Raw genomic sequence first — 22,695 nt, 5'->3', positions numbered from 1 at the left:
TATGAGCCTCAATAAGACTTGGAGATATACAATGAAGAAAGTTATCTTTTCTTTTTTACTGTTGATCAGTTCTTTTGTGAGTGCGAAAAGTGTGCAATACAGTGTAAAAGATCTTTATGGTGATTGGCATTGCCAAATTGAACATAAAGATCATAATGCAAAAGTTTTAGCAGATTATCGCTTGCATAAGAATGGAACAGCTCAGATTTTTTCGATGTTAATGTTTCCAGCAAAGGAATTGCCTGATGCTAAGTTTCTGAGCATATTGTATTACAGCTATGCAATGACGGGAAAATGGGCGTTAGTTAATGATGAGATCATAATTAAGATTGAAAATGTGATTAATGTTCAAAATGAAAGTAATTATCTGGCTAAACAAGAAATTGAAAAGAATGCTGAATTAAAACAAATTGCACAGCGATTTGTTGAACAAATTAAACAAAGAAAACTTTCAGGGATAACTGATAAGCAGCAGATTCAAATTAAATCCTTTGAAAGAGAGGATAAAGCGAAAGATGCAATGATGATTGCAAATGATAAAACGAAAGGTTTTTGTACAAGACCTTTAAATCCTAAAATTTGGTCTGAAAATTTTAAACAAGTTTTTCCATAAGATATAGATATATTTGTTATTAGAGAACAATAAGATGACAACACAAAACTTCCTCGCCGAAATCGGCACTGAAGAGCTACCACCGAAAGCTCTGAAAAAATTAGCGGTGGCATTTGCAGATAATTTCACTGCAGTTTTAATGGTATGCAGCTAAACTTTCAGGAGAACTGGTGATTAGTAGCTACAAAGATGACTATGACTGTTCAAACAGTAGGATAAAGTTACTTTTTCTTAAAACAACAAAGCATACAAGTTTTTAATGTTGGAGAGATTAAATTCATAGAGTAGGCAGTTAATACATTAACTATGTGCGATATTTTGTCAGATGATAAACAATAAGTATCAAGAAAGTTTGCTCACAAATAATGCTTAAAGGCTTGGCAGAATTCAATAATAAAAATAAGTATTGCTAAGAAGTAACCTGGATAATGTACAAAGCGATCTGGCATAAAATTAACATAAAACAATTTGTATTTTTCCTAGTTGTTAATATTTTGCCGATATGTATAGTATTTGTGTTTGGCATGTGCTATGTGTTGAATCTTTATAGTTCGATTGGAATACTTATGAATTGAAAGTTATGGAAGATACTTAAATTAGAATTGTAAATACAAGGGTAGAAATTATTGATAATAATATAAGGTAAAAATAAGGTTATTATAAAAATTATTATGAGTAAATATCAAGATACTAGATCTATTGGAAAAAAAGGATACTTATATGTTATGTCTTATCCGAATCGAAGAGATAAACACAAGATTGGATATACATTAAAGGAGCCAAATGAACGGGCAAAGAGTATTAAATATAGGCAAAAATTATCCGAAACACCAATAGTACAATATTTTGTTTTAATAGAAAATCCTTGGGAAATAGAACAGTCAGCTCATTCGATAATTTTTAAAGATAGGATAAATGGCTATGAAATTGGAGAGGGTAAAGAGTGGTTTAATTGTTCTTTAGAAAGAGCAATTTGGGCTATAAGAAAAGCTATTAATATCAAAAAAATAAATAATCCAAAGGTCCTTATTGTTAAGGAATATTTTAAATATGATTTATATAGAGGATTAGTTGATAAATATACTAGGGAACAAGAGATAGAAGAATGTAAACGGAAAAAAGAATTAGCTAAAGAACTAGAAATATATAGGAAAAAACAATATGAGAAAGCTAACGAAAAATGGAATAATTATTTATTAATTTTTATTGTAATAATTTTAATTTTTTTATTTAGTAGGTAAAGTATTAATTTAAGGATAGAAAAAATATAATTATGTATAAATTAAGTATTTTACAGAGTAAAATTGTTATTTTTTTTACTTCATCGTTTATAGTTGTTTCTATTATTTGGTTTATTACGGACTGTTCGAGATTAGAACCTCTAACAATTCTTTTTGGTGGAATTGCTAGTTTAGCAAATTTTATCAAGTACTCTCCAAATTATGCGAGTAAAAGAATTAAAGGGAGAGATAGCTTTAATTACTCATCAAATAATGGGAATTTTAATATAGGAGAAGACGATGCTATTTTTACAACTAAGTGGAGTAAAGCATCAGATACAAGTATTTATTTATATAATGATCCTCCTAACATTGATAAGATAGCTTTAGCAAAAGGTGTATATGATTTTTATGAAATTAGAAATCCAGATGTATTTGATTTTACATCTAGAACTAGAAAGCTGAATGAAGGAGAAATAGCGATTTTAGTTAATAAAAAAGGATTTTATTGCCTAATAAAAGTGGTTGATATTAAAGATGACTCTAGAAATGATGATAGAGATGAGTTAACTATTGAATGGATAATTAACCCAGATAGACAAAAAGATTTTTCATAAATTTATTATTTTTTAATTGGATTAAATAATGACAACACAAAACTTCCTCGCCGAAATCGGCACTGAAGAGCTACCACCGAAAGCTCTGAAAAAATTAGCGGTGGCATTTGCAGATAATTTCACTGCGGAGTTAAATAATGCTGGCTTAACTTTTGATAAAGTGGAATGGTTTGCAGCACCACGCCGTTTGGCAGTGAAAGTACATAACTTAATTACTGAACAACCAAGTAAAACGATTGAAAAGCGTGGTCCAGCCGTATCAGTAGCATTTGATGCAGAAGGTAAACCGACTAAAGCGGCAGAAGGTTGGGCAAGAGGTTGCGGAATTACAGTTGATCAAGCGGAACGTATCAGTACAGATAAAGGTGAGTGGTTATTCTATCAAGTTGTAGAAGCAGGTAAACAAACAAAAGAATTATTAGTGGATTTAGTTGCTAATGCACTGGCGAAATTACCAATTCCTAAACCAATGCGTTGGGGAGATAAAAGTGAGCAATTTATCCGTCCTGTACATACTGTGACATTATTATTTGGTGGTGAGTTAATTGAAGGGACGATCCTTGGTGTTGCAAGTGCACGTACTATTCGTGGACATCGTTTTTTAGGTGAGGCCGAGTTTACGATTGATCATGCTGATCAATATCCACAATTATTAGCAGATAAAGGCAGCGTGATTGCTGATTTTAATCAACGTAAAACTATTATTCGCCGTGATGCAGAGCAAGCTGCTGCCAAAGTTGGTGGAGTAGCAGATATTGAAGAAGATCTCTTAGAGGAAGTGACTTCATTAGTTGAATTTCCAGTGGTGATGACGGCAAAATTTGAAGAACGCTTCTTAGCTGTTCCAGCCGAAGCCTTGGTTTACACCATGAAAGGAGATCAAAAGTATTTCCCAATTTATGATCAAAGTGGCAAGTTATTACCACATTTCATTTTTGTATCAAATATTAATCCAGCGGATCAAAGTGCGGTAATTCAAGGGAATGAAAAAGTTGTACGTCCTCGTTTAAGTGATGCAGAATTCTTCTTTAAAACGGATTTAAAACAACGTTTAGTTGATAACTTACCACGCCTAAAAACCGTATTATTCCAACAACAACTAGGTACATTATTTGATAAAACAGAACGAATTGAGAAATTAAGTGGTGAAATTGCTCAACAAATTGGTGCTAATGTACAACAAGCTCAACGTGCAGGTTTATTGTCAAAATGTGACTTAATGACAAATATGGTATTTGAGTTTACAGATACACAAGGCGTAATGGGAATGCATTATGCTCGCCATGATGGTGAAGACGAAGAAGTAGCGGTTGCGTTAAATGAACAATATATGCCACGTTTTGCCGGTGACGAATTACCGCGTAGTCTAGTGGCTTGCTCTGTTGCTTTAGCGGATAAATTCGATACCTTAGTGGGCATTTTCGGTATTGGGCAACATCCAAAAGGTGATAAAGACCCATTTGCGTTACGTCGTGCAGCATTAGGGGTATTGCGAATTATTGTAGAGAAAAATTTACCATTAGATTTAGTCGATTTAACCGAGAAAGCTGCACAATTCTATGGTGATAAATTAACTAATACAGCGGTTGTAAATGATGTTGTTGATTTTATTCTTGGTCGTTTCCGTGCTTGGTATCAAGATGAAGGGTACGCAATTGATACCATTCAAGCGGTATTAGCTTGTCGCCCAACTAAACCAGCTGATTTTGATGCACGCGTAAAAGCTGTAAGTCATTTTCGTACTTTAGAAGCGGCACAATCGCTTGCCGCAGCAAATAAACGTGTACAAAATATTCTTTCTAAAGTAGAAGGCGAATTACCTGAGCATATCGATCTTGCATTATGCAAAGAGGTGCAAGAAATCACATTAGCTGAACGTGTTTTAGAGTTACAGCGTGAATTGCAACCATTGTTTGAAAAAGGCGATTATCAAACTGCTTTAGATCAACTCGCTGGATTACGTGAAAGTGTAGATAACTTTTTTGATAATGTTATGGTAAATGCGGAAGATGCAAAACTTCGCCAAAATCGTTTAGCATTATTGAAGAATTTACGTGATCTGTTCTTTAAAGTAGCGGATATTTCTTTATTACAATAATCTATAAGAAGCTAAGTAGAGATAAATCTATCTCTACTTATTTTTTTATTTTAACCTTTTTTACAATTATATAAGATCACATAAATGTCTAGTATAAAATATCGTGCTGAAATTGATGGTTTAAGAGCTATAGCTGTTATTTCAGTAATTATTTTTCATCTGAATAGTAATTGGCTACCTGGTGGCTTTCTTGGCGTTGATATATTCTTTGTTATTTCTGGGTACTTAATTACGAAAATTATTGTTACAGAAATAGAAAATAAAATTTTTACTTATAAGAATTTTTATAATAGAAGGATAAAAAGAATATATCCAATATTTATTTTTATAATGTTTTTTACTTCTATAGTAGGCGCTTTAATATTCACATATAATGATTTTAATACTTTAAGAAAAGGGATCGAATTTTCTGTTGTATTAAGTGCAAATATCTTTTTTGCAAAATCTCAAGGATATTTTGATTTAGATATAACAAGTAACCCTATACTACACATATGGTCTTTAGCCGTAGAAGAACAGTACTACCTGTTTTTTCCTTTATTAGTCATTTTAATATATAGAAAATCTCTGAATAAGAAGTTATTGTTTCAAGCAATAATGATTCTATTCTTTTTAAGTTTAGCCTCAACGTTTATTCCTAGTTCATATTATACTAAATATATAAACACTTATTATTTACCACAACTACGTTTTTTTGAATTATTAATTGGTTCTGGCTTATCTTTATTGTCACCATATAAAGGTAAGGGGGGGGGTAATTATTTAATTATTGCAGATCTTATTTCTTTTATTTGTTTAGTGCTAATTATATATTGTTTCTTCTATTATTCAGAAAAGACACTGTTTGTTCCTGGAATAGCTTTACTTATACCTTGTTTTCTTACAGCAGGAGTCATCTATTTTTCACAATCAGGAAAGGTTATTAAAAATATTCTAAGTCTATCATTTATAGTAAAAATAGGATTGTTATCTTATTCTTTATATTTATGGCATTGGGTTATCATTACGATATTTAATTATGTTTTAGGAAATGTATCAAAAAGTATTTTATTTATAACTTTACAAGGTGTTCTTACTTTCTTACTATCTTTTCTTGGGTATTATTTAGTTGAGAAACCTATACGTTATAGAAAAATATCTTTCTGGAAAGCATTCGTCTATATATACTTAATTCCATCTATTTTGATTGTAGGGATGAATTATTTATTAAGAAATCATATCCGAAAAATAGATAGACAATATACAAAGGAGGATAGCTTAGTTATAGAAAATACATTACCAAGTAAAGTATTAATGATAGGAGATTCTCATGCTGATCACCTTTCATTCTTTTTAGATTATGTTGGAAAAAAGGAAGGTTGGAAAGCAGATATAATCAATATAAATAATATGGGGTGTAAATTTCCAATTGATAAAAATGGCAGTATTATTCAGAGTGAGTCTTGTTTATCTGTTATGAATAAAATAGATAAATACCCAGTAATATTTATTAGTTTTTTTTATGATTTATATTCAGGGGAGAATCCTGTTCCAAGAAGTGATCCTCTTTCGTATAGAGAAAAAAATTTTTATTTAAAATTACAAAATTTTGTAAGATTTTTAGCTAAAGATAAACAAGTATATGTATTTTCTAATATTCCTGCTATTAGTTATTCTCCATTAAGAATACTACACTTAAAGCCTTTTGGTTTAGATAAATACTTACCACCAATTACATCTATAGGAGATATTAAATCTAGTAATGATAAGATTTATAACACTATAAATAACATTCCTAATGTGCATTGGGTTGATCTTCTTTCATTCCTACCAACAGAATATAATATAGATAGTGGTCCAATTTATAAGGATCAAGATCACCTAACGCCAATAGGTTCATATAATATAGGTTATAAATTTAGTGAATCTCAAATATTATTACCAAAAATATTGATAGAAGAAATTAATTCAGAAAAGAGGTAAGGGCATCATATTAGATACTAGGACATAAGATATTTAATTGGTAATATTTGTTTCGTATAGTGAAAATAATGGTCAGCATCTGCTGACCATATTGTGTGATTAAGGATTACGTTTGAATTTACTGAAATCTGGTTGGCGTTTTTCGTTGAATGCATTACGTCCTTCTTGACCTTCTTCAGTCATATAGAACAACATTGTTGCATTACCAGCAAGTTCTTGCAATCCCGCCTGACCATCACAATCTGCATTTAATGCCGCTTTTAAGCAGCGTAATGCGATCGGGCTATTTTGCAACATTTCACGACACCAACGTACGGTTTCTTTTTCTAAATCTGCGTAAGGTACAACAGTGTTCACTAGTCCCATATCTAATGCTTCTTGCGCATTGTATTGACGGCAAAGGAACCAAATTTCACGGGCTTTCTTTTGACCTACAATACGGGCCATATATGACGCACCCCAACCACCATCAAAAGAACCTACTTTTGGTCCAGTTTGACCAAAAATTGCATTGTCTGCGGCAATTGTTAAGTCACACATCATATGTAATACATGACCACCACCGATTGCATAGCCTGCAACCATTGCGACAACTGGTTTTGAACAAGTGCGAATATCACGCTGGAAATCGAGTACATTGAGATGATGTACACCTTGATCATCTTTATAACCGCCGTAATCACCACGGACTTTTTGATCCCCACCAGAACAGAATGCTTTTTCACCTTGACCAGTTAAAACAATAACCCCGATCTTTTCATCAAAGCGAGCATCAGCAAAGGCTTGAATCATCTCTTTTACGGTTTGTGGACGAAATGCATTACGTACTTGAGGACGGTTAATCGTAATTTTGGCAATACCATCAGCAGATTTATGATAAAGAATATCGGTATAACCTGCGCTACAATCTTGCCATTCAACAGGTGCGTATAAAAAGTCTTCGCTTGGATATAACATAATTTTTCCTTTTTTATTAACAAAATAGTGCAGCCAATTTGGTTGCGAATGCGATTGGCTGATGAACGTGTGCATTATGCCCAACTTTCTCAATTAATGTTAGGTTTAATTGATGCTTTTCTGCTAATTGGCGAAATTTTTCATCATTTGCACCACAAAAGTAGTAGAACTTTTCTGGTTGTACCTGAATTTGTTGCCACAAGTCAGGTTGTTTTGCAAGAGACGTGGCTAACAGCATTTGGCTTAATGCAGTTGGTTGATTATTAGCACGAATGTTAATTAAATCTTGGCGTTGTGGTTCAGTGAGATCGGCAAAAACAGGTTGTTGATACCAAGCTTGTAATACTTGTCTAATTGGTTGGGTAGCAAGTTGTTCTGCCCACATCGTATCATTTTGCCAACGTAATTCCCGTTCTATTTGAGAGGTTAGTCCTAAATTTGCGCCTTCTAGCACTACTTTTTGTAAGTTATGTACTGGTGTTATAGTTTGTGTAGCAAAATAAGCAGCTAACCGACCACCTAAGGAATAACCAATCAGATAATAGGGTGCTTGACCAACTAATTGTTGAATCTGTTTTGAAAGCCAAATTGCACTTTCTGCAAAATCACTGATTTGAATATGATGATTCGCGCCATGTCCTGGAAGATCTAAACAGTGGCATTGTACATTGGATAATTGTGTAACTACCGCATGCCAATCTTGTTGTGATCCTAAAAAACCATGTAAAAAGATAAGATGTTGCATATCAATTTAATACTTCTGATCTAGCCAACGTTGTAAGCAATCTGTATGCTGTTGCCATTGTTGTAACAACTCAATCCGTTCAGCTAAATGTTCTTCCCAATCTGCTTCATTACCATCTTGAATATGCTTGCTGATTTCTTGCAACTGTTTTAACCCAACAGAAGATGCCGCTCCTTTCATTTTATGAGCAATTTCGCATAATGATTGTTTATGTTGAGGGTCAGTTAAATAAGCTTGGTATTGAGCAGATAACTCTTGTAGATAGTTCGGCATCATAGAGGCGAATAAATTTAAGTTATTTTGAATGGTCTTTTTGCCGAGAATATTGGCTAATTCATTTAATATCACGATATCTAATTTTTGCCAAACTTCAGAATCCTTGCTTTTTGTCGGTAGCGCAGTTTCAGTAAAGGTTGGCTCTGCAATAGGTTGAGGTTGTAAATTAAACAAGTGTAATAGACATTGATTAAGAGCCTCTAATGAAAGCGGTTTTTGTAAAACATCATCCATACCATGTTTGAAATAATCTTGTTTATTCGATACAACATTAGCCGTTAACGCCACTAATGGCGGTAAGTAATCATATTTTTCTTGTTCATATTGTTGATGTAAGTATTCGGCAATTTCAAAGCCAGTCATATCAGGTAGATGAATATCGAGTAGAACAAGATCATATTGTTTTTCTTCACACATCTTAATCGCGTCTTTTCCTGTCATAGCGACATCAACGTGATAACCTAATTTTTCTAGGATAGATCGTGCAACAATCACATTAATTTCAATATCTTCCACTAATAAGATAGAAAGATGTTGCAATTCAGGAATAGTGACAATTGGCGGTAGTTTTACAGCTTCTTCTGCCTTAAATGTAAAGGTAAATGTCGAGCCTTTATTTGGTGCACTGCTTACGGTTAAGTTTCCATTCATTAATTTAGCAATGCGTTTTGAAATGGATAAACCAATCCCACTGCCAAGCGCTTTTTGATTGCCAGAACGGACTTGATAATACATTGCGAAGATTTTTTTCTGCTCATTCGCCGGAATACCTACCCCTGTATCGGTTAATGCAAAACTATAAGTGTGCTGATCAAGACGAGAGAAACGCAAAGTTAACCCACCAACTGTCGTGAATTTCACAGCATTATTAATCAGATTCCATAAAATTTGTGACACTCGCGCAGAATCTAACATTAAGAACTTAGGTAAGTTGTCATCATATTCCAACTTAAAGTAGAGATTTTTCTGATTTGCCATAAAGGTGGCAAAGTTCTCAATATCACTTAATAAGCGTAGAACATCAGTTTCTTTCTTATATAACTGAATACGGCGAGAATCTAATTTTTCTAAATCAATAATATCGCTGAAGATATGCCCAAGTGAAACGGCACTAACGTTAATTGTATGTAAGTAATTACGTTGTTTTTCATTGAGTTGGCTATCTAAAAGAATTCGGCTTAGCCCGATAATACCATTTAATGGAGTACGTAATTCGTGACTAATGGTTGTCATTAATGTTGATTTATCACGGCTCGCTTTTTCGATAGTTTCTTGATAGCGTTTGTGTTCAGTAATATCCCGACCAAAACCTAGCAAACAGTGTTGTTGATTAATTTGATCATAATAAGGGACTTTTCTGATTTCAAAACAAGCGACTTTACCGTTTGGATATTTAAACCATTGTTCATAAGTCATACCAATATTATTTTCTAAGACAGCTTTATCTGTGCCTTGAATATATTTAGCAATATCAGCAGGGAAAGTTTGTTGAATGGTTAATCCTTGTAGCTCACTTTCACTTTTCCCAGTGAGTAATTCCATAGCACGATTACATTCTAGAAATTTACCACTCTCAGAGCGTGAAAACACAAGGTCAGGAGACGCATCGATAAAAGAACGGAGAAAATCGGCTTTTTGTTGTAAAGCGAGTTGAGCTTTGTTTTTTTCTGTAATCTCTTTTTCTAATAGTTTTAGTGTTTCGGAGAGCTCTTGGTTTGATTCGTGTAAACGTTGGCGAGAACGTTCGAGCTTTTCCACGATAACATTAAAAAAGTAAATAACGAAAGGTGCGGAAATCAAACCAAAACTGATAGAACGAATAATATCCATCCAATAGATCTGCCCAGTGACAAAAATACTGAGAAGAATTTGTACACAGAGTGCAAAAACGGCAAGCACAGCAATGCCAAGCAGAGAAAAACGTAATCTCCCTAGACGAATAACCCAATCAATATATTTTTGCACAGAATGTCTAATATCAAGCATAGTTAATCCTTGGCAGAAATAGATAAAAAGAAAGGATAAATTATGGCTTAAATTTATCCTTTTTGATCATTGAACGTTAATGTTTAAATAAACGTCTTTGGCGTGTTGAATAACCACGTTTAAATTGGCTTAATGCAATAAGTAGCCAAAGTACGATATAAATCCCGAAAACAACAACTAACCATTGCGGCATAGTATAACCAAGAAAACGCCAAGTGATATCACTACAAGAACCACTTGCTTGGAAAATTTGTGGGAACCATTGATCAAGTGGAAGTGTTTGTGGAAAGTCAGGACGAAATTCACACTGTTTCCAAGGCGCTGGATTAAGTTGTAAATCTACGTGTTCTAGGGCAAGTAATACGCCTTTGATTGCACCCCAGGCACCAACAATAATACCTGCAATACGAAAGAATAGTGATGAGGGATAAATGGCACCAATGAGTGCACCAAAAATAATAGTAAGCAATGCTACACGTTCATAAATACACATTACGCAAGGATGTAATCCTAAGCCATGTTGAAAATAAAGCGCAGCACTTTCCAGCGCTAATCCTGATAGCGCCATAATTAGCCACGCTGTTCGAGTTAAAGACCAAGATTTAAATACAGTAAGCATCGCCTATCCTTTATTAATGTACTGGTGGAATATGTGGCGTTGGAATTAATCCCCATTGTGTGAAGAGTGCAGCAAGTTCAGGTAAGAAAAACTCTACGCCAATTAAACCGACAACAGATAACACAATTGTATAAGGTAACGCCATGAGCACCATTCTACCATAAGATAAACGAATTAATGGGGCAAATGATGAAGTTAGCAAAAATAAGAAAGCTGCTTGCCCATTTGGCGTTGCTACAGATGGTAAGTTAGTACCTGTGTTAATAGCAACAGCAATATTTTCAAATTGAGTTAAAGAAATTTTACCTGCTTCTAAAGCTGCTTTTGCTTCATTAATATAAACGGTACCAACGAATACGTTATCTGAAATAGATGACAACAAACCATTAAAGATATAGAACAGGATTAATTGTGAACTTTCGCTAGCGCTTAATACAAATTGGATAATTCCGCCAAATAGGTGCTGATCGATAATCACTGCCACCACAGTAAAGAAAACAACAAGTAAAGCCGTAAATGGTAAAGACTCTTGGAAGGCACGACCAATGGTATGTTCGTCAGTAATACCACAGAATGAAGTTGATAAAATAATGATCGTTAATCCAATTAAACCAACCGCAGCAAGATGGAAGGCTAACCCAATAATCAACCAAACAGCGATCAGTGCTTGTACAAATAATTTGATTCGATCATTACGACTCATTTTTTCACTTTGACTGCGATCTAGAATTGCTAGCACTAACCAAACACGACGAGGTAAATGTGCACCATAGCCAAAGAGTTTAAATTTTTCAAGTATGAAGCAAGTTAGAAGCCCACAAATTAAGGTAGGGAGTGTTACAGGTGCCATACGGAAGAAGAATTCACCAAAATGCCATCCAGCTTGTTCAGCAATAATTAAGTTTTGTGGTTCGCCAACCATAGTCATTACGCCACCTAATGCAGTACCTACACCTGCGTGCATCATTAAACTACGTAAAAAAGCACGAAATTCATCTAATGTCTTTTTGGCACTGGTGATTTTATCGTCATTGGTAATATCCGTAGAATCATCAAATTTATTGCCTGATGCAATTTTATGATAAACCCCATAAAAGCCCATACAGACACTAATCACAACGGCAACAACAGTAAGTGCATCAAGGAATGCAGATAAGAATGCAGCACTAATACAAAAAGCTAAAGATAAGGTAATTTTGGAACGAATGGCGAGGAGAAGTTTGGTGAACAGGAATAGTAATAATTGCTTCATAAAGTAAATACCTGCCACCATAAACATCAACAACATAATGACTTCAAAATTCGCCATAATTTCATGCTTAATATGTTCAGGCGTTGTCATACCAATAATGACAGACTCTAATGCAAGCAAACCACCGGGTTGTAAGGGATAACACTTTAACGCCATGGCAAGAGTAAAAATAAATTCTGCAACAAGAAGCCAACCAGCTAGAAAGGGATTAATGTAAAAAATGATAGGGTTAAGGATTAAGCAGCCAATGATAAATAATTTATACCAATTTGGACTCTGCCCTAAAAAATTTTGCATACTTGCTTGCAAATAGGTCATAGCGTCATCTCCATAGACTTTTAGAACATTATTTATTAGTGATGTTGTGTTTTTTTAATTTACAACTGGCTCGATTGTAATACAATCTTGCAGATTTATTCATTCGATATTCGATTTATTTGTGGATGATCAAAGATTTTCGTCTTTTTCGCTTATTCAGTGCATTTTTTAATGCGAAATGCACAAAATATTAGTTATTAAGAAAGTATGTAACCTTTTTTGATTAATGAAAATCAGTAGAAAAGGTGTTATGTATGATCTGTTAGAGTGTAATTAGGAACAAGGTACGATAATGGCAAATAATGATGTCATCAAAGCACATAGCCCTGCAGGATTAGCAGAAGAATACATAATCAGAAGTATTTGGAATAATCATTTTCCACCGGGAAGTGATCTCCCCGCAGAAAGAGAATTAGCCGATAAAATTGGGGTAACACGGACTACTTTGCGAGAAGTATTACAGCGCTTAGCTCGTGATGGTTGGTTAAGTATTCAGCACGGTAAACCAACACGTGTTAATAATATTTGGGAAACATCGGGGCTTAATATTTTAGAAGCGCTGATTAAATTAGATGGGACAAGAGTACCTACTATTATTGCCAATATTTTATCGGCAAGAACAAATATCTCTGGTATTTATATTAGTAAAGCGTTTCGTATTGCAAAAGAGGAGTCATTAGCTGTTTTTGAACCATTAGCTAGACTCAAAGATACCGCGGAAGATTATACTTCTTTTGATTATGAACTTTTCCGTAAACTTGCTTTTGCCTCTAAAAATCCCGTGTATGGCTTGATTTTAAATAGCCTAAAAAGTTTATATGAGCGGGTAGGACACTTCTACTTTTCAAATGCTTTAAGTAGAGAGCTAGCACTAAAGTTTTATCATCAATTACAAAGTATTTGTCAATCTGGAGAGATAGATCAGGTCAGACCTTGTATTCGCCAATATGGTATTGAAAGCGGTCTTATCTGGTCATCTATGCAGCAACATTTACCAGAAAACTTTAATCAATAAAATTTGATGTAGATCACAAAAAAGTTATCTGTTATCTTGCGACTGCAAGATGGCGGATTTTCGTAAAAAAGAAGTTTATGCTATAATTCGCCACAGTTATGTCATGGAAAGTTCTATTTTAAATAGGATAAAACGTGGCTTAATTAGATTTTTTGTTTAACATTCAATATAGGTAAAAATACTATGGCAATTAAAATTGGTATTAATGGCTTTGGCCGTATCGGTCGTATCGTTTTCCGTGCAGCACAACACCGTGATGACATCGAAGTAGTTGGTATCAACGACTTAATCGATGTTGATTACATGGCGTATATGTTGAAATATGATTCAACTCACGGTCGTTTCGACGGTTCTGTTGAAGTTAAAGATGGTAACTTAGTAGTAAATGGTAAAACAATCCGCGTTACTGCAGAACGTGATCCAGCAAACTTAAAATGGAACGAAATCGGTGTTGATGTTGTTGTTGAAGCAACTGGTTTATTCTTAACTGATGAAACAGCTCGTAAACACATCACTGCTGGTGCGAAAAAAGTTGTTATGACAGGTCCTTCAAAAGATAGCACTCCAATGTTTGTAAATGGTGTTAACTTCGATAGCTATGCTGGACAAGACATCGTTTCTAACGCATCTTGTACAACAAACTGCTTAGCACCAATTGCTAAAGTATTAAATGACAAATGGGGTATCAAAGACGGTTTAATGACAACTGTTCACGCAACTACAGCAACTCAAAAAACTGTAGATGGTCCATCAGCTAAAGACTGGCGTGGTGGTCGTGGTGCTTCTCAAAACATCATCCCATCATCAACTGGTGCTGCTAAAGCTGTAGGTAAAGTTATTCCAGCATTAAATGGTAAATTAACTGGTATGGCATTCCGTGTTCCTACTCCAAACGTATCTGTTGTTGACTTAACTGTAAACTTAGAAAAACCAGCAACTTACGCTGAAATCTGTGCAGAAATGAAACGTGCTTCTGAAAATGAACTTAAAGGTGTTTTAGGTTACACAGAAGATGATGTTGTATCAACAGACTTCAACGGTTGTGCATTAACATCAATCTTTGATGCTAAAGCAGGTATTCAATTAACTGATACTTTCGTTAAAGTAGTTTCTTGGTATGACAACGAAACTGGTTATTCAAACAAAGTATTAGACTTAGTTGCTCATATCTCTAAATAATTGAGTGATTAATCTGTAATCCAATAAAAAACCGCCTTTGTTGGCGGTTTTTTTGTTTTTAAAAAAGCATTATTTAAAGTAGTTTTGAGCATTGTTAAAGCAAATATTTTTTATCATATTTCCTAGTAAATCAATATCATTTGGAACTTCACCATTTTCTACCCATTTACCAATCATTTCACATAGAATCCGTCTAAAATATTCATGACGAGTATAAGATAGAAAACTACGAGAATCGGTTAACATACCAATAAATTGACTTAATAAACCTAATTGAGATAGCTGTTGTAATTGACGTTCCATACCATCTTTTTGATCGCTAAACCACCAACCTGAACCAAATTGGATTTTTCCAGGGATTCCTCCAGTTTGGAAATTACCTATCATACTGGCAATCATTTCATTATCTCTAGGGTTTAGACAATAGAGGATTGTTTTTGGTAATTGATTTGTTTGATCTATAAGATCTAATAATTTTGCTAAAGGCTCAGCATAACAACGATCTGCAATAGAATCAAAGCCACTATCTGGACCCAATATATTAAACATTCGAGTATTGTTATTACGTAAAGCACCAATATGCATTTGCATAACCCAGTTACGTTCTGAGTATTGCTGTGCTAACCATACTAGAATTGCTGTAGTGAATTGTGCTATTTGTAAGTCAGACAAATCTTTGCCTTGCAAGCGATTTTGTAAGATATTGTCTAATGTTTTTTCGTCTGGGATAGGAGCAAAACGAACAATTTCAATACCATGATCAGCAGATTTGCACCCATGTTTATCAAAATGATCTAAACGTTTTATTAGTGCTAGTTTCAAAGTAGAAAAAGAATGAATATCTACGTTACTTACCTCAGACAAATGAGAAATATAATCTATGAACCCAGACAAATCTATCTTAAATACTTTGTCAGGTCGCCAGCTTGGAACAACTTGAATTTTGAATGTAGAATCTTTGGCAATTTGCTGATGATATTCAAGAGAATCGATAGGATCATCAGTAGTGCCTATAAGTTTGACATTCATTTGCTGCAAGATGCCTTGTGTAGAAAATTCAGGTTGTTGTAATAATTCATTACATTGATACCAAATTTTCTCAGCAGAATCTGGGTTAAATAGTGTATTTGTTATACCAAAAGGACGACGTAATTCTAGATGTGTCCAGTGATAGATTGGATTGCCGATACAAAGAGGAACTGTTTTTGCCCAGGCGAGATATTTCTGATAATTGCTAGCTGTACCTGTAATCAAGTCTTCGTGAATACCGGCTGTTCTCATTGCTCGCCATTTGTAATGATCTCCAGTTAACCATATTTCCGTTAGATCATTAAATTGCCGATTCTCAGCAATATCTTTAGGACTTAAATGACAGTGATAATCAAAAATAGGCTGGGATGCGGCATATTGATGATATAACAGAGTTGCAGTTTTAGTGGATAGTAAAAAATCTTCATCCATAAACGGTTTCATTATTACACCCCACTATATGCAGAAAAGCCACCGTCAACAGGAATAATCACACCGTTCACGAAACTAGAATATTGACTATCAATTAAAAAAAGTAATGTTCCTAAAAGTTCTTCAGGTTCACCAAATCGTGCCATTGGGGTATTAGTTAAAATTTTATTTGCACGAGGAGTTGGATTACCATCATTATCAAATAGTAAGGCCCTATTTTGATTACTTACAAGGAAGCCTGGAGCAATGGCATTACAACGAATACCAACTTTAGAAAAATAAACAGCTAACCATTGAGTAAAATTACTAATTGCTGCTTTTGCACCAGAATAGGCGGGGATCTTAGTGAGAGGAGTGAACGCATTCATACTAGAAATATTAATAATATTGGCTCCTTCTTTTCCTATCATATCTTTAGCAAAGATCTGTGTTGGCAATAATGTTCCTAAGTAATTAAGATTAAATACAAATTCAATACCAGATTTGTCTAAGCTAAAGAATGTTTTTGTATTTTCTGGAAGATTTAATAGATGAAATTCATTGTCTGTTGTGGCTTTTGGATTATTACCACCAGCACCATTGATTAAGATATCGCAGGTACCAAGTTCTTCGTAGATTTTATCTCGAGTTTGTTGAATACTTTCCAATTCTAGTACATTTGTTTTATAAGCTTTTGCTATTCCTCCAGCTTGATTAATTTCATTTGCTACTTGATTAGCGGCATCATAATTAATATCGAGTAATGCAATTTTAGCTTGAGTCTTTGCAAGTTCTTTAGCAAGGAAAGCGCAGAGAACACCACCAGCACCTGAAATAACTATAAGTTTGTCCTTTAAATTATGATTTTGAGCTATATTCATTCTTAACTCCTTATTTTATTTAAGAAAATAAACGGCATTGTAAGAAAATGCCGTTAAGTGATTTAAATAATAGGATTTATTTTCCTAACTCTACGATTCTTTCAATATATGGTTTTAGAATAGGGTTCTGTTTTGCTGTATCATGCATACTTTTTACTGCATCAACAAAAGGTTGTTTATCAACTTGTATAAATTGTACATTTAATTGTGTTTTTGCTTTCTCAACTTCTTCAGCAATCATCTTAGTCCAAAGATCTTTATGGAATAGCATAGAATCATCAGCAGCTTTTTTTAGTGTAGCTTGTTGTTTAGGAGTCAATTTATTCCATGATTTCACACTAATTAATAAAACATCTGGGATCATAGTGTGTTGATCTTCACTAAAATATTTAGCCACTTCACCATGACGGGCAAGAGTTAATGCGGTTTCATTATTCTCTGCGCCATCAACAACTTTTTGTTGTAATGCTGTATAAAGTTCCCCATAAGCTAAAGGTGTAGGGGAAGCTCCCATTAATTTCATCATTTCTACAGCAGAAGGACTTGGTTGTACACGGATTTTCATACCTTTCAGATCAGCTGGAGATTTAATTGGTTTACTTGCATAAAAGCTTCTAGCACCACCATCATAATAGGTTAATCCGATAAAACCTTTATCTTTTGATGAACCAAGAATTTTTTGTCCTACTTCAGGATCACTTAAGGAACGATAATAATGCTCTCTATCTTTAAATAAATAAGGTAAGTTAAAAGCGCCATAAGATGGTTCAAAAGCTTCCATTTCACTAGCATTTGATTTTGCCATATCCAAAGAGCCTGATTGTAATAGTTCCATTGATTCACGCTGTGTTCCTAATTGGCTATTTGGATAAATTCGAATTATTACTTCACCATTAGTTAATTTTTTTACTTCATCAGCCATATGTTGCATAGAAATATGTACTGGGTGAGTTTTGTCATTGTTATGACTGAGTTTAAGGACTGTTTTAGCTTGCGCTGATAAAGCAATCCCCATGGAGAGTAAAGAGGTTAACGCTACAGAAATAATAGTCTTTTTCATAAAAGATCTCCTGCTGGTAATAGTAGTATCATTGTTAACATTTAAAATTGGTATATCAATTTTGCTTTAACGACAATATAAAATATATTGTTGGTTTAAATATAGGCGTTTTTCGATGATTGGCAATCCAATTTTTTTAAATTGGTGATCCAAATCACAAAATAAAGATAATTTTATTGATATTTGGTTTATTTTAATCAAAATTGGAATACCAATTTAAAACAAAAGGGAGAAGAAAAATGAGTGGATTTATTAAGATCATAAATAAGATTCTTTCAAGTATGTGTGTTGTACTCTGTTCTATTTTAGTGCTATGTGTTGTATGGCAAGTATGTTCTAGATATGTATTAAATACACCGAGTACTTATACAGATGAGTTAGCTAGATTTTTATTTATTTGGGTCGGATTAATTGGTGCTGCATATGCTTTAGGACAGAAAAAACATCTAGCTATAGATTTATTGGCTACAAAATTAGAAACATCTCCTAGTAAACAAAACTTACTAAATTTATGCATCAATATTATTGGGTTATTTTTTACTCTTTCTATTATGTGTTATGGCGGGATGAGATTAGTTCAGGACACAATTGCACATGGGCAAATATCTCCTGTAATAGGTATCCAAATGGGGGTTGTGTATTTGGCTATTCCTATTAGTGGATTATTTATGCTGATTTATTTAGTTCGTGACATTTTCGAAAATGCTAAGCAACTTTCTCATTAAATAAGGAAATTTTATTATGGAATGGTCAACAGTTCTTGTTCTTAGTGGTAGCTTCTTTTTTCTGTTGTTTATTGGGGTACCTATTTCATTTGCCATTGGTATAGCGTCATTATTGACTATTATGCTTTCATTGCCACTAGATTCAGCAATTGCCGTTATTGCTCAGAAAATGGCATCAGGATTAGATAGTTTTTCTTTATTAGCAATTCCATTCTTCATTTTGGCAGGCAATATTATGAATAGAGGAGGGATTGCATTAAGGCTAATCGAATTTGCTAAGGTTATTGGTGGAAGATTACCAGGCTCTTTGGCTCATGTTAATGTGTTAGCTAATATGATGTTTGGTTCTATATCTGGTTCCGCTGTAGCATCTGGTGCTGCAATGGGCGGTATTATGTCACCATTACAAAAAAAGGAAGGATATGATCCAGCCTTTTCAGCCGCAGTAAATATTTCTTCTTGCCCTACAGGATTACTTATTCCACCTAGTAATACATTTATTGTTTATTCTCTAATTTCTGGTGGGACATCAATAGGAGCATTATTTTTAGCAGGGTATATACCTGGAATATTGATGGGGCTATCAATTATGCTCATTATTGGATTTATTGCGAAAAAGCGCCATTATCCTGTATCTCCAAAACCTACTTATAGTGAAGCATTAAAGAAAACACTAGATGCGTTACCAAGTTTAGGTCTTATTATTGTAATTATGGGAGGAATTATTGGTGGAATCTTTACTGCAACTGAAGCATCAGCCTTTGCTGTTGTTTATACTCTTGTTCTTGCAATGATTGTTTATCGTGAGGTTAAATTAAAAGAATTACCGCAAATTATTCTAGACTCAGTTATCACTACCGCAATAGTTTTATTGTTAATTGGAACTTCAATGGGAATGTCTTGGGCAATGGCTAATGCAGATATTCCTTATACAATTAGTGATGCATTGTTATCGATTTCAGATAATCCAATTGTAATTTTACTCATTATTAATGTGATTCTTTTAGTTGTTGGTGTATTCATGGATATGACACCTGCACTATTAATTTTTACCCCTATTTTTCTTCCAATTGTTACCGAGTTAGGAATGGATCCCGTGCATTTTGGGATATTAATGGCGTTCAATCTTTCTATTGGGATATGTACACCACCAGTCGGTAGTGCACTATTCATCGGATGTTCTGTTGGTGGCGTTAAAATTAATCAAGTAATTAAGCCTCTTCTACCATTTTATGCTGTTTTAGTTCTTACATTGTTTTTAGTGACTTATATTCCAGAAATTAGTTTATTTTTACCAAGAATGTTATTGGGTTATTGATTGATAAGGAGATAATAAATGAAAACATTAAAAAATTGGATATATCAGCAGCATATTAATAATCGTATTGATATTGAATGTGAATACAATCTCAAACTACATATTTTTGTATTAGAAGAAGATATTTTTAGAGTTGCCTTTTCTCAAAATGAACAATTTCGTATTCCAGAAACATGGGCAATTACGCCAAATCAAGCAGATATTAAATGGACAGGAAGAGATAAATGGTCATTAGATGGATTTACTTTGCCATCATATGAATTACAGGAATATGATGAGAAAATAGAAATTTTTAGTAAGAAATTAAAAGTTATTATCCATAAGCCATTATGGCTTGAGTGGCAATACTATAATGGGAAAGAATGGATTACTTTTGCACAAGATAGAAAGAGTGGGGCTTATTTATTTGGAATTTCACAGAATAAAATTTCACATTTTATGCAGAGAAATTCTGATGAAAACTATTATGGCTTGGGCGAAAAGTCTGGAAATTTAAATCGCTATGGTCGTCGGTTTGAAATGAGAAACTTGGATGCGATGGGATATAATGCGGAAAAAACAGATCCATTGTACAAGCATATTCCTTTCTATATTGCTCATACAGAAAAAGTTAGCTATGGATTATATTATGATAATCTTGCAAATTGTTGGTTTGATTTAGGTAATGAATTAGATAATTATCATGCAGCCTATCGTTCTTATAAAGCAGAAGATGGAGATCTTGATTATTATCTTATTTTAGGACCAAAAATTTTAGAAGTAACAAAGAAATACTGTAATTTGACAGGGGGGACAATTTTTGGGCCTAAATGGAGTTTAGGCTATAGTGGCTCAACAATGCACTATACAGATGCAGAGGATGCACAAGAACAATTGAAAAAATTTGTTGATTTATGTGATGTTCATAGTATTCCTTGTGATTCTTTTCAACTTTCATCTGGATATACCTCAATAAATAATAAACGTTATGTTTTTAATTGGAATAGAGATAAGATTCCAGACCCACAAGGTATGAGCGATTATTTTCACCAAGCTAATATGAAGTTAGCTGCCAATATTAAACCTTGTCTATTACAAGATCACCCTAAATATGCAGAAGTTGCTAATAGTGGACTATTTATTAAAGATTCAATATCTGATTTTCCAGAACGTTCTATGTTTTGGGATGATGAAGGATCGCATTTAGATTTTACGAATCCCAAAACTATAGATTGGTGGAAGAAAAATGTAACAACTCAATTATTAGAATATGGAATTGATTCTACATGGAATGATAATAACGAGTTTGAAATTTGGGATGATCAAGCTCGTTGTAATTATTTTGGTAATGAAAAACCAATAAAATTACTAAGATCTTTAATGCCACTATTAATGATGAAAGCGTCTTATGAAGCTCAATTATCATATAAACCAAATAATCGACCGTATTTAATTTCTCGTTCTGGTTCTCCAGGAATGAATCGTTATGTTCAAACATGGAGTGGTGATAACAGAACGAATTGGAATACTTTAAAATATAATATCAAAATGGGATTAGGGATGAGCCTCTCTGCTTTATATAATATAGGGCATGATGTTGGAGGCTTTTCTGGGGATAAACCAGATCCAGAATTATTTGTAAGATGGGTTCAAAATGGAGTAATGCATCCTCGTTTTACTATTCATTCTTGGAATGATGATCATTCTGTAAATGAACCTTGGATGTATCCAGAGGTAATAGACATTATTCGCTCAACTATTCAATTACGTTATCATTTTATGCCTTACCTATATAATTTGTTATGGATGGCGCATAAGTATGATGAACCAATATTACGTCCAACATTTTTGGATCATGAACATGATATTCATACTTTTGTTGAAACAGATGATTATCTATTAGGTAAAGATTTATTAGTAGCTTCTGTAGTAGAGCCGAATCAAAGAGAGAGAAGAGTTTACTTACCAAATAATTATATAGGGTGGTACGATTTTTATACACATGAATGGTATAAAGGTGGACAAGAAATCACTGTTTCTGCCCCGCTAGAAAGAATCCCTTTATTTATTAAGGCGGGATCAATTATTCCAATGAATCCAAAAAATGTCAGAAATACTAAGGAAGATATTTGTAGGGAATTATTGGTTATGCCACCGATTGGTATCGGGGAATACGATCTTGAAATTTTCGATGATGATGGAGAAAGTTATAATTATTTAAATGAAGAATATTTAATGTTACGTATTAAGGTTATTTGTTTAAGTGATCGTATTAATATTGTTTTATCTAGATCAGGAACATTTATGCCTAAATATGAAAAAATATTTTTTAGGTTGCCAAATAATGAAAGCAGAGAATTATTCATTAATGGTAGAAGCTTACCGTTAGATAGAGCGGTTTTACTATCTGATATAGATGAATAAGTTAGGAAATC

Annotated in this window: 18 protein-coding genes; 10 read left to right on the top strand and 8 right to left on the bottom strand. The window is 33.6% G+C overall.

Annotated elements, in window-relative coordinates; genetic code table 11:
• The first annotated feature begins 31 nt into the window (after positions 1-31).
• The 5 genes from QV06_RS09045 to QV06_RS09025 all read left to right on the top strand — a co-directional run bounded on the left by QV06_RS09045 (position 32) and on the right by QV06_RS09025 (position 6,510).
• A complete protein-coding gene (locus QV06_RS09045; protein ID WP_065237859.1) occupies positions 32-613 on the top strand; it encodes a hypothetical protein in 582 nt (193 codons plus the stop codon).
• A gap of 671 nt (positions 614-1,284) precedes the next feature.
• Entirely contained in the window at positions 1,285-1,854 is a 570-nt protein-coding gene (locus QV06_RS09040; RefSeq protein WP_065237858.1) for a GIY-YIG nuclease family protein, read from the top strand.
• Between the two features lie 32 nt (positions 1,855-1,886).
• The gene (locus QV06_RS09035; RefSeq protein WP_065237857.1) at positions 1,887-2,450 is read left to right on the top strand and encodes a hypothetical protein; all 564 of its coding nucleotides are present in this window, start codon (positions 1,887-1,889) and stop codon (positions 2,448-2,450) included.
• A gap of 28 nt (positions 2,451-2,478) precedes the next feature.
• Entirely contained in the window at positions 2,479-4,548 is a 2,070-nt protein-coding gene (gene glyS, locus QV06_RS09030) for a glycine--tRNA ligase subunit beta (protein ID WP_065237856.1), read from the top strand.
• Between the two features lie 84 nt (positions 4,549-4,632).
• Entirely contained in the window at positions 4,633-6,510 is a 1,878-nt protein-coding gene (locus tag QV06_RS09025) for an acyltransferase family protein (RefSeq protein WP_065237855.1), read from the top strand.
• A gap of 99 nt (positions 6,511-6,609) precedes the next feature.
• Here QV06_RS09025 and menB read toward each other — a convergent pair whose 3' ends face one another.
• The 5 genes from menB to nhaB form a co-directional block, all read right to left on the bottom strand.
• Positions 6,610-7,467, bottom strand: coding sequence for a 1,4-dihydroxy-2-naphthoyl-CoA synthase (menB, locus tag QV06_RS09020; RefSeq protein WP_065237854.1), 858 nt, complete (start codon positions 7,465-7,467; stop codon positions 6,610-6,612).
• Positions 7,468-7,483: 16 nt separating this feature from the next.
• On the bottom strand, positions 7,484-8,212 hold the full coding sequence (menH, locus tag QV06_RS09015; protein ID WP_065237853.1) for a 2-succinyl-6-hydroxy-2,4-cyclohexadiene-1-carboxylate synthase: 729 nt from the start codon (positions 8,210-8,212) through the stop codon (positions 7,484-7,486).
• A 6-nt stretch (positions 8,213-8,218) separates the two neighbouring features.
• Positions 8,219-10,474, bottom strand: a complete 2,256-nt coding sequence (locus tag QV06_RS09010) for an ATP-binding protein (protein WP_065237852.1) — start codon at positions 10,472-10,474, stop codon at positions 8,219-8,221.
• A gap of 76 nt (positions 10,475-10,550) precedes the next feature.
• Positions 10,551-11,093 carry a disulfide bond formation protein DsbB gene (gene dsbB / locus QV06_RS09005; RefSeq protein ID WP_065237851.1) on the bottom strand — a complete coding sequence of 181 codons (543 nt, stop codon included), beginning with the start codon at positions 11,091-11,093 and terminating at the stop codon, positions 10,551-10,553.
• A 13-nt stretch (positions 11,094-11,106) separates the two neighbouring features.
• On the bottom strand, positions 11,107-12,663 hold the full coding sequence (nhaB, locus tag QV06_RS09000) for a Na(+)/H(+) antiporter NhaB (protein WP_065237850.1): 1,557 nt from the start codon (positions 12,661-12,663) through the stop codon (positions 11,107-11,109).
• A 292-nt stretch (positions 12,664-12,955) separates the two neighbouring features.
• Between nhaB and fadR the strand changes: the two genes are divergently transcribed.
• Positions 12,956-13,678, top strand: a complete 723-nt coding sequence (fadR, locus tag QV06_RS08995; RefSeq protein ID WP_065237849.1) for a fatty acid metabolism transcriptional regulator FadR — start codon at positions 12,956-12,958, stop codon at positions 13,676-13,678.
• A 183-nt stretch (positions 13,679-13,861) separates the two neighbouring features.
• A complete protein-coding gene (gapA, locus tag QV06_RS08990) occupies positions 13,862-14,857 on the top strand; it encodes a glyceraldehyde-3-phosphate dehydrogenase (protein ID WP_065233993.1) in 996 nt (331 codons plus the stop codon).
• Positions 14,858-14,926: 69 nt separating this feature from the next.
• Here gapA and uxaC read toward each other — a convergent pair whose 3' ends face one another.
• The 3 genes from uxaC to QV06_RS08975 form a co-directional block, all read right to left on the bottom strand.
• Positions 14,927-16,330 (bottom strand): glucuronate isomerase, encoded by a 1,404-nt coding sequence (uxaC, locus tag QV06_RS08985; RefSeq protein ID WP_065237848.1) that lies wholly within the window; start codon positions 16,328-16,330, stop codon positions 14,927-14,929.
• A gap of 2 nt (positions 16,331-16,332) precedes the next feature.
• Positions 16,333-17,178 carry an SDR family oxidoreductase gene (locus tag QV06_RS08980; RefSeq protein WP_065237847.1) on the bottom strand — a complete coding sequence of 282 codons (846 nt, stop codon included), beginning with the start codon at positions 17,176-17,178 and terminating at the stop codon, positions 16,333-16,335.
• Between the two features lie 76 nt (positions 17,179-17,254).
• Complete coding sequence (locus QV06_RS08975; protein WP_065237846.1) at positions 17,255-18,238, bottom strand: TRAP transporter substrate-binding protein; 984 nt, start codon at positions 18,236-18,238, stop codon at positions 17,255-17,257.
• A gap of 239 nt (positions 18,239-18,477) precedes the next feature.
• On the opposite strand from QV06_RS08975, the gene QV06_RS08970 reads away from it, so the two are divergent.
• From QV06_RS08970 to QV06_RS08960, 3 genes are read left to right on the top strand one after another with little or no spacing between them, the layout of a single operon-like run.
• Positions 18,478-18,963, top strand: a complete 486-nt coding sequence (locus tag QV06_RS08970; protein ID WP_065237845.1) for a TRAP transporter small permease — start codon at positions 18,478-18,480, stop codon at positions 18,961-18,963.
• A gap of 16 nt (positions 18,964-18,979) precedes the next feature.
• Entirely contained in the window at positions 18,980-20,281 is a 1,302-nt protein-coding gene (locus QV06_RS08965) for a TRAP transporter large permease (RefSeq protein WP_065237844.1), read from the top strand.
• 18 nt (positions 20,282-20,299) lie between these two features.
• Positions 20,300-22,684: a glycoside hydrolase family 31 protein gene (locus QV06_RS08960; RefSeq protein ID WP_065237843.1), complete on the top strand. Its 2,385-nt coding sequence runs from the start codon at positions 20,300-20,302 to the stop codon at positions 22,682-22,684.
• The last annotated feature ends 11 nt before the right edge of the window (positions 22,685-22,695 follow it).

This window comes from Gallibacterium genomosp. 3 (assembly GCF_001678475.1).
Taxonomy (GTDB): domain Bacteria; phylum Pseudomonadota; class Gammaproteobacteria; order Enterobacterales; family Pasteurellaceae; genus Gallibacterium; species Gallibacterium faecale.
The sequence above is the reverse complement of the archived record's forward strand: the minus strand, read 5'-3'. Positions and strand labels throughout refer to the sequence as shown.